We start from the raw sequence: 8,587 nt of genomic DNA on the forward strand, positions 1-8,587 counted from the left end.
TGGTAAAACCCAATAGTGGCCCAGCTGTGGTGCAATTGCATTACAACTTAAGGCCACTTACGGGAAACAGTGACTGTCAGCCTTTCTGGCTTACGACACCCAGCAGCACCTGCAGCGGATGCGGCAAAGACTGACTATCCAGGCGCTTCACCTGCGATCGGCATGAGTACCCTGTCGCCATCAGCTGGCCGCGATGTTCCTGCTTGTTGACAATGTTACGCCAGCTCAAGTCGTAGATATCCTTTGAGCGCTGATAGTTGTCGGTTTCATGCCCGAAGGTACCGGACATGCCACAGCAACCGGAGGAGATGATCTCCAGCTTCTGCCCAAGCGCCTCAAAGATTGCCTGCCACTGTTTGAGAGACGGCGCCGCTGAGGTCTTCTCGGTACAGTGCGCAAGCAACTTGTGCTCACCGGTCGGCAGATCGCGCTCCAGTGTGATCCGGCCAAGCTCACCACTGAGCCACTCCTGAATAAGCGACACCTTCGGCAGCGGCCCCTCTACGGCATCGGCGTACTCCTGACGGTAGGTCAATGTCATCGACGGATCGATACCGATCATCGACACCCCGGTACGCTCAAGTTCACTGAGCATTCTGGCATTACGCTTGGCCGCCTTGGAGAACGCTTTCATGAAGCCGTGTACGTGCAGGGGCTTACCGTTGGGCATAAACGGCGCCACCATGACATAAAAGCCGAGGTGTCCAAGCAGATCGATCAGATCCAGTACCAGCTGGGTCTCGAAGTAGCTGGTGAACGCATCCTGCACGATGATCACCGCACGCGCACGCTGGCTCTCGCTCAGCGATTCGATCATCTTTGGCGTGGCCCACTCGATACCGCGTTCGTCCATCCCCTGGCGCAGGCTGTTTGTACAGATGACAGGGCTATCCACCATGCCGGCGAACTGGCGCATAAGGCTGCGCACCAGCGTGTTACTCATTGCCCAGTTATAGGGTGCCGGGAAGCGCGACAGCGTCGGAATCATGAACTCCAGGCTGCCGACCAGATAGTCTTTCATCGGGCGCAGGTAACGGCCGTAGTACAGCTCGAGGAAGCGGGCACGGAAATCGGGCACGTTCACCTTTATCGGGCACTGACCGACGCAGGACTTACACGCCAGACAACCCATCATCGCGTCATGCACTTCGTTGGAGAAGTCGTACTCGCCCTTATTGCGGCGCAGGGTGTTGCGGATCTTCGCCGGCAGAGCGGCTATACCCCGAGAGCCGCGTATGGCGCTGGCCTCATCCAGAGGGTTAATCCCCTGCTTCGCCATCAGCCGCAACCATTCCCGAATCAGAGACGCACGCCCTTTCGGAGAGTGAATACGTTCTCGGGTGCCCTTCCAGGAAGGACACATCGCATCGTTCGGATCATAGTTATAGCACGCGCCATTACCGTTACAGTTCATCGCAGAGTCGTATTGCTCGCGCACAATCTCAGGCACCTGACGGTCCTGCTGGCCACGGGTCGGAACGGCATCAATCTTGAGTAGCTCGGCGCCCTCAATGGCTGGCGTTGCGATCTTGCCCGGATTCATCTGGTTACGCGGGTCAAACACACCCTTGATACGCTGCAGCTGAGGATACAGCGGGCCGAAGAACTCCGGTGCATACTCCGAGCGCACACCCTTGCCGTGCTCACCCCACAGCAGGCCTTTGTACTTCTTGGTCAGTGCCGCAACACCATCGGATATCGTACGGATCAGGGTTTCCTGCTGTTCATCTTTCATGTCGATGGCCGGGCGCACATGCAGCACACCGCAGTCCACGTGGCCGAACATACCGTAGGCCAAGCCATGATCATCCAGCAGTTTGCGGAACTCCATGATGTAATCCGCCAGGTTTTCCGGCGGAACCGCGGTATCCTCGACAAAGGGGATCGGACGCTTCTGCCCCTTGGCATTGCCAAGCAGGCCGACAGACTTTTTGCGCATTCCCCAGATCTTGTTGATCTCGCCAGCCCCGTAGGCAACGGTATAGCCGAAGCTTGCACTGGGCTGACCGCTTACGCTGTCGAGGTGACGGCACAATGCATCGACATCTTCACGCAGCTTCGCCTCATCATCGCCGGTGTACTCCACCAGGTTGATACCGCTGATCGCAGGTTCACCCTCATTCTGCGGGAAGTAGCTGGCAACACTATCCCAGACGATATCCTCCATCGCCAGATTCAGCACCTTGGAGTCCACCGTTTCGATCGAGGTGGGCCCCCACTCCATCAACGCCTGAGCATCGCGCAGTGATGCCTCGAAGCTGTCGTACTTAATGTTGACCAGCGCCGAATACTTCGGAATCGGCAACACATTGAGCTTGGCCTCGGCAATAAACGCCAGCGAACCCTCGCCACCGCAGAGAATGGAATTCAGATTGAATCGCCCCTGCTCATCGCGGATGTGTGCCAAGTCATAGCCGGTCAGGCAGCGGTTCAGCTTGGGGAAGGTGCGCTCGATCAGATCCCCGTGCTCAGTGAACACATCATCGAGTACACGGTGCGCTTCGCCGATACGGTCTTCACGCGCTTTGACCTCGTTAAGCTCAGCCTCTTCAAGCGGCTTTGAGCTCCAAACCTCGCCACCGAGCCAAACACTTGTCAGCTCCAGAACATGGTCGCGGGTTTTGCCATACATCACCGAACCCTGACCGCTGGCGTCGGTGTTGATCATGCCACCGACTGTGGCGCGGTTACTGGTAGAGAGCTCCGGCGCGAAGAACAGGCCATACGGCTTAAGCGCCGCGTTGAGCTGATCCTTGACCACGCCAGCCTGCACACGCACCCAGCGCTCGTCCGGGTTAATCTCCAAAATGCGATTCATATGTTTGGAGAGATCAACCACCAGACCGTCGGTCAGCGATTGACCGTTGGTACCGGTACCGCCCCCGCGGGCACTGAGCACCACTTCGAAAAAACGCGGCAGCTCAGCCAACTCGGCAATGCGTACCAGATCCTGCACGTTGCGCGGATACAGCACCGCCTGCGGAAGAATCTGATAAATACTGTTATCGGTGGCCAACACCACACGGTTCGCGTAGTCGGGGTTGAGATCCCCCTCGAACCCGTCGTTCTTGAGGGCCTCGATAAACTCGAGATAGAGATCCTTGATGGTATCGGTCTCGGCGATGCGTGGGATCATGCGGCTACCTGTGCGTTAAAAGCGTGGAAAACTGGTCACAATGGACGCCATGATGCAAAATCCTTATTTATCAATCAAACGATAAAATTCGATAGATTAATCGATGAACGTGAACAATATATCGATTCGCCAACTGCAGGCATTCGTAGAGGTCGCCAACAGCGGCAGTTTTACCCGAGCAGCTGAAGGGCTTCATCTCACACAGTCCACATTAACCGCTCAGATTCAACAACTTGAAACGCAGGCGGGCCTCAAACTTTTTGACCGGACTACCCGACGCGTACTGCTGACCGACGAAGGAGAACGCTTCCTACCCGTGGCCGAACGTCTGCTTTCGGACTTCTCAGCGGCCATGACAGACCTGCAATCCCGCGCCGAACTCAAACGAGGGCACGTCAATCTGGCCGGATCGCCTTCGGTTGTTACCCGCTTTCTACCCAGCGCATTGGCGCATTTCCGCGCCCACCACCCGACAATCAGTGTGCACATACGTGACGACAGTGCCGGCAGCCTCGAGCAACGGGTGTTAAACAATGAAGTGGACTTCGCAATAGCCGGCAACCACTCTCAACAGCCGGATCTTGAGTACCAGCCGTTATTGCAGGACCGCTATGGCCTTGTCGTGCCTCAGCAGCACCCACTGGCGCAAGCTAAAACACTGGAATGGAAAGACGTACCCAGCAGTGAACTAATGCTGCTAAGCCGCGATACCGGCATACGGGCCCAGCTGGAGCGCTTCGCCGACAGCGGCCAGTTGCCCATCGAAATGAAAGATGCCCTGATTGAAGCGACCAACCCAGCGGGACTTGCCGCCCTGATCGCCCAAAATCTGGGTGTCTCAGTGCTACCTGCCCTCGCCGCCGACACTCACTCTTTCGCCCGGATGCGCTTCATACCGCTGCGTAACCCCGAGCTACACAGAGAGATCTGCATTATCACCCGCCGGGGCCGTGCGCTGAGCCCGGCAGCAGCAGCCCTTTTAGGCAGCGTACGAGACCAGTTGGCAGCGATGACACTGCCTGAAGGCGTTAAGGGGCTTTAGCGCCCCCCCTTTTAATAACGCATGCCGTGGAACATGCCACCGAAGATAGCGGTCAAAACGGTGAAGATAATGGAGATGATAATAAATGCAGGTATCGAGGCAATCGCAAACTTAACCATAAACACGACCATCGACATAAATGGCATTTTAATATCGACAATATGGACTTCCTGCTTTCCAGTCTCATTTGACATAACTGCGCATCCTTCTATTAGTGTGTGTATTTGTGTTGACGACTAAATATCCTAATAGTGTATTAGCTCACTTTCCGCGCTTTAATTGAATACACCAACGGAACCTGATGCCCGTTATACAACATCTGATAACCCAAATCTGGCACGAACTCTAAACCATCAAAGCAATTATAAGGACTATACGGATGTTCAGAAAAAGACTCGATAGTTAACCCAGCATTAATAAGGGCGTTTACAACTTCACTTATTGGATGAGACCAAGTGACGACTGTTGATGTTTCGCCATCACAGTTTTCTGTATATGTACCCTCCTCTTCCACACTAGGCTCGCTGTTTGGAAAATAGGCGTAACCCGAGAGCAAGTCGCTGACCGTGTGAAACTCGACAAGATGAAACTCCCCACCCGCCCTTAATGATTTAGCGACTGTTGTTGCCCAATCCGCCAAGTTGGGTAGCCAACACAAAACACCGTAGGAGGTAAATACGATATCGAACTGCTGCGTATTCGTTTTCCCAAACTGAATAACATCACTTTCAATAAAATGTGCGCTCAGCCCCAATGCCTGCTTCAATGCGTTGGCTTGTTTTATCGCATCTGAAGAGAAATCGACACCTGTAACGTCGGCGCCCAGACGGGCCCACGACAAGGTATCAAGCCCAAAATGGCACTGAAGATGCAGTAATGACTTACCTTGAACACTCCTCAATTGATTTAGTTCGATAGGGTTAAGAGAACATCGCCCCTTTTTAAACGAGTCAACATCATAGAAGGTTGACTCAACGTGGAGTTTTGTTCTTTTTTCCCACGCGTCCTTGTTTATGCGCAAATAATCCATTGTACGACCGTATATTGAGTTTTCGCTGATCCTACCTCAAACGTAGACACACGGGTACTGATTCAACGGTTATATTCTGGTACCGAGGGCTGAGTAGGCCTGGCATGAAGATGTGCAGGAGGAACCCATCATGGTGGACCTGCTTAACAGTATCAGAAAGTCTACCCACTTTATTTGAGAAGAAAGCCCAGCCGCGCGCGCCAATATGTGGGCAAAAGAGCGCAGCGACCACATATAGGTGCGCATGACTGGGGCCGCGTGCTGCAGATTGTTATGCGCCGGACCTTTCGAAAGTTAAAGGAGAATCCGCATCCTCCCTACCCTTTCTAAAAAGGTCGATGGAGTTTTCAATCTCATGATACAGCTCAACAATATTTCCATCAGGATCTTTGAAGTAAATACTTTTTTGGCTGACATGATCTATAGCTCTTATAATTTCCACACCACTATCAGTTAAGAAAAAATATGCATCACGCAGAGATTCGTAGCCGCCCACCTCGAATGCGATGTGGTGCATTCTAGATCTTTCTACTTTAGAAATTTCACCTTTTGAAACCTGGATGAGATCAATGTCGTGTCCTTTTTCACCTAAGGACAAAAACGCCATCTTATCGTGACCCTGACTTTTAAATTCAACAAGCTCAAAACCAAGCACATCACAGTAGAACTCAACAGCACTATCAATATCTTCAGTTTTAAGCAAAACATGGCCGAGCCGCTTGATCTTTATCATAACAAATCCCTACTTCTCTATTGAATTACTGCTTAATGTCTAACTTCGCATAACGAATGAAATGGACTCCCCTCCCTAGGTTGAGGTGCCACGCTTACTTGCGGGCATAAGCAGCGATCAATCGGAGGTTCTCCATATCTATTTCAACTATCGGCGTTGATCTCGCCAAAACTTCGTTCAGTATCTATGGCGTCGATGACCATGGCAAGCCGGTCATTCGTCGCACTCTGACACGTATCAAGTTGCTCGTATTTATTGCCACACTGCCTGATCGGTATGGAAGCCTATGGCGGCGCCCACTACTAAGCTCGCGAATTCCACAAGCTAACCTGCGTATCGACGAGAGCGAGCGTGTTTTCGATATCATCGCCAGGCATAACGAAACCGTTCAACGCCTGAGGCGACGAACGATTTAGACACCCACCGGATTATCGCGAGGGCGCTGATGACGTAAGGCTCAGACCAGAACGGGTAAACCTGCCTGTGCGGAGGGCCACTTAAGGCCGTCTAACGAATGAGGTCCCGTTCAGCGCGTTTCATCATGGCCATGGCTGAGAAGCCAGTAAACAGGCCGAATGTAGAGCGGCAGTCCGACCACCTTACTAAGTCATTTTAGTACTTGTGGTAATAGGTGGAGTCCATACAGTCCGCCTAACAGGCGTATAGCCAAGCCTTTTACGTCCTTTGTTAAGGCGTTTCTTATGTATTTTGTTCGGTAGTTAATATTGACTCTAACAAACTTGGTATGCAATCTGGTTTAAATGATTGAATACCCTCTTCTTTCATTTCCGCCAATGTCCACCACTTCCATTGTTGAATGGTATACTTTTCTTCATCAGTCCACTGCGCGGCAAAAACTTCGCTATTTGAATTACATTCAACAAGGTAATACTCCTCCTGCCAAATAGCTGGTGTTGACCTAGCGACAGCAAATACATCTTCCCGTTTTAACAGCATCGGGCCGATCTCATCTGTTAAACCCGTTTCTTCATATAATTCTCGTTTTGCGGCTTCACGATAAGACTCTCCCGATTTTAACTCCCCGCCAACAGTTGCCCAAAATGGATCAGGCTTGTGCTCATCTTTATATTGGAACAAAAGTAATTCATTTTTCTCATTGACTATCATCAACCTAGAACATTGTCTCGTTCTCAATTTAATACTCCGTCACTCATTGACACATAACACCCTTCACACCCGCCCCACTCAGATGGGTCAGCTTAACAGCTCTGGCTTTGAATTCGTTCGTGTACTGTCGCGTCTTCTTCTGGTTCTTGTAAGCTGGCATTTCACACCTCGTCTGCATTAGATCGAAGTGTCCACTACAGCGGGGGAACTACAGTTCCCCACACCACTTGATTGTTAAGCAGGTAAAAATTACTCAACATAATCTTTGGCTATAGGCCCAAATACTTTCATATTTACTTTTTTCGGGAAAGTGATTTCTGGGGCTATTGACTGAATAACTTTATGCATTTTATTGATGCTGTTGCCGTAGTTCATAGATATATGATGGAAAGTCCCGTCCTTTAAAAGAATTCCGTGCTTTATTATTCCTTTCCCTGCGTGAGATAAAGTATTCCGTTTTTCGAATCTTTTTATATCAGCGATTTTTACATCAAATGACCATTCGGGAACTTCTGGGTAAGACACCATGAATCTGTCTTTAGTAATTTTTGCCTCGAAAGTTGCCGGATGAGTTCTATGCCACCATGCAACATAGAAAAGAACAACACTCGCTATAAAAAACACAATATTCCAGTAAAGCTGAAATTTCTGTGAAACAGTAGTTTCAAAAAAATACTCATATCCATAGAGTCCAGCCATGTAAACCCAACAAGCTATTCCCATACGAATATAAGTTAGCGATAGCTGCTTTCTATTTTTCTTAAAATGATAAATGATTTCACTATCCATGTTAGTTCCTCTGCTTAGCGCGCGCTTCAGGCGCTGCGTTTAGTCGTCGTCTGCAAGCTATGGTTAGCGTCAATACCTCACTTCATTCACTTTATATATACGATCAGGGTTGCCAAATACCTCTATAACTTGCCGTAAAGTCAGGGGTAGCCTATAGAACTGTTGTCTGTCTGGTGCGCCGACAATCGGGTCTTCTCTTCCCCCTGTACAAAGTGAACAGATGCCAATGAAGACAAGTTGGCCCTCTTTGAACACAATGTTAAACCCGTTACCGGCATAAACTTGTTCCTCCTTTGCCTTTAGCTTCCAGGCGTCCGGCCATTGCGGCGGAGGAATGAACGGCGGTAAATAACTGGCAACAAATTCTGGCTGTATTTCGCCGATTGCAATAGGAGGACTTTCAGGCGTTAACTTTAATTGAGAACTCATTATTCGGGAATCAACAGACTTCTTCAGGTCTATCCGAATTAAATAATAGAGAGGCTCGTTAGAGGTATCGAGCAATTCTCCAAATGCGACCAAAGAGTTTTTCTCGAAACGCGATACATTTGCACAAGCCGATAATAATAAAGCTAGCAATGTTAAAATCAGAAACCTGCGCATAGATTCCTCGGTTCACATCATATTATATTCGCTAACGCTCAATTAAGGGGCCGGAACTGCGCAGCAGTGGAGGTCCCAGCCCGCTTGTGGGCGAACTTGAATTTTTGTATGGATAATTACGTGTGA

At 50.3% G+C, this 8,587-nt stretch carries 8 protein-coding genes and 1 pseudogene; 2 read left to right on the forward strand and 7 right to left on the reverse strand.

The window, feature by feature from the left end; all coding sequences use genetic code 11:
* Positions 1 to 76: 76 nt before the first annotated feature.
* Entirely contained in the window at positions 77 to 3,136 is a 3,060-nt protein-coding gene (gene ydiJ, locus ADIMK_RS20520; RefSeq protein ID WP_036192122.1) for a D-2-hydroxyglutarate dehydrogenase YdiJ, read from the reverse strand.
* A 103-nt stretch (positions 3,137 to 3,239) separates the two neighbouring features.
* Between ydiJ and ADIMK_RS20525 the strand changes: the two genes are divergently transcribed.
* Positions 3,240 to 4,178 (forward strand): LysR family transcriptional regulator, encoded by a 939-nt coding sequence (locus ADIMK_RS20525; protein WP_036192123.1) that lies wholly within the window; start codon positions 3,240 to 3,242, stop codon positions 4,176 to 4,178.
* A gap of 11 nt (positions 4,179 to 4,189) precedes the next feature.
* On the opposite strand, the gene ADIMK_RS20530 is transcribed toward ADIMK_RS20525, so the two are convergent.
* From ADIMK_RS20530 to ADIMK_RS21575, 3 genes are all read right to left on the reverse strand, one after another.
* Complete coding sequence (locus tag ADIMK_RS20530; RefSeq protein ID WP_036192124.1) at positions 4,190 to 4,372, reverse strand: hypothetical protein; 183 nt, start codon at positions 4,370 to 4,372, stop codon at positions 4,190 to 4,192.
* Positions 4,373 to 4,434: 62 nt separating this feature from the next.
* Positions 4,435 to 5,208, reverse strand: a complete 774-nt coding sequence (locus ADIMK_RS20535; protein WP_036192127.1) for a class I SAM-dependent methyltransferase — start codon at positions 5,206 to 5,208, stop codon at positions 4,435 to 4,437.
* Positions 5,209 to 5,479: 271 nt separating this feature from the next.
* Positions 5,480 to 5,941: a VOC family protein gene (locus ADIMK_RS21575; RefSeq protein WP_051693187.1), complete on the reverse strand. Its 462-nt coding sequence runs from the start codon at positions 5,939 to 5,941 to the stop codon at positions 5,480 to 5,482.
* Between the two features lie 134 nt (positions 5,942 to 6,075).
* On the opposite strand from ADIMK_RS21575, the pseudogene ADIMK_RS22265 reads away from it, so the two are divergent.
* A pseudogene (locus ADIMK_RS22265) lies at positions 6,076 to 6,244 on the forward strand (IS110 family transposase); the annotation flags it as partial.
* A gap of 396 nt (positions 6,245 to 6,640) precedes the next feature.
* On the opposite strand, the gene ADIMK_RS20545 reads toward ADIMK_RS22265, so the two are convergent.
* The 3 genes from ADIMK_RS20545 to ADIMK_RS20555 form a co-directional block, all read right to left on the reverse strand.
* Positions 6,641 to 7,069, reverse strand: coding sequence for an NUDIX hydrolase (locus ADIMK_RS20545; RefSeq protein ID WP_081849900.1), 429 nt, complete (start codon positions 7,067 to 7,069; stop codon positions 6,641 to 6,643).
* 249 nt (positions 7,070 to 7,318) lie between these two features.
* Positions 7,319 to 7,858, reverse strand: a complete 540-nt coding sequence (locus ADIMK_RS20550; protein ID WP_036192131.1) for a hypothetical protein — start codon at positions 7,856 to 7,858, stop codon at positions 7,319 to 7,321.
* A 69-nt stretch (positions 7,859 to 7,927) separates the two neighbouring features.
* Positions 7,928 to 8,461 (reverse strand): hypothetical protein, encoded by a 534-nt coding sequence (locus ADIMK_RS20555; protein WP_036192140.1) that lies wholly within the window; start codon positions 8,459 to 8,461, stop codon positions 7,928 to 7,930.
* Between the last annotated feature and the right edge of the window lie 126 nt (positions 8,462 to 8,587).

It is taken from the genome of Marinobacterium lacunae (assembly GCF_000705555.1).
Lineage (GTDB): Bacteria > Pseudomonadota > Gammaproteobacteria > Pseudomonadales > Balneatricaceae > Marinobacterium_D > Marinobacterium_D lacunae.

Coding starts and splice junctions, on each gene's coding strand:
- ADIMK_RS20545 (WP_081849900.1), bottom strand. CDS start 7,069: ATGATAGTCAATGAGAAAAATGAATTACTTTTGTTCCAATATAAAGAT.
- ADIMK_RS20555 (WP_036192140.1), bottom strand. CDS start 8,461: ATGCGCAGGTTTCTGATTTTAACATTGCTAGCTTTATTATTATCGGCT.
- ADIMK_RS20535 (WP_036192127.1), bottom strand. CDS start 5,208: ATGGATTATTTGCGCATAAACAAGGACGCGTGGGAAAAAAGAACAAAA.
- ADIMK_RS21575 (WP_051693187.1), bottom strand. CDS start 5,941: ATGATAAAGATCAAGCGGCTCGGCCATGTTTTGCTTAAAACTGAAGAT.
- ADIMK_RS20525 (WP_036192123.1), top strand. CDS start 3,240: ATGAACGTGAACAATATATCGATTCGCCAACTGCAGGCATTCGTAGAG.
- ydiJ (WP_036192122.1), bottom strand. CDS start 3,136: ATGATCCCACGCATCGCCGAGACCGATACCATCAAGGATCTCTATCTC.
- ADIMK_RS20530 (WP_036192124.1), bottom strand. CDS start 4,372: ATGTCAAATGAGACTGGAAAGCAGGAAGTCCATATTGTCGATATTAAA.
- ADIMK_RS20550 (WP_036192131.1), bottom strand. CDS start 7,858: ATGGATAGTGAAATCATTTATCATTTTAAGAAAAATAGAAAGCAGCTA.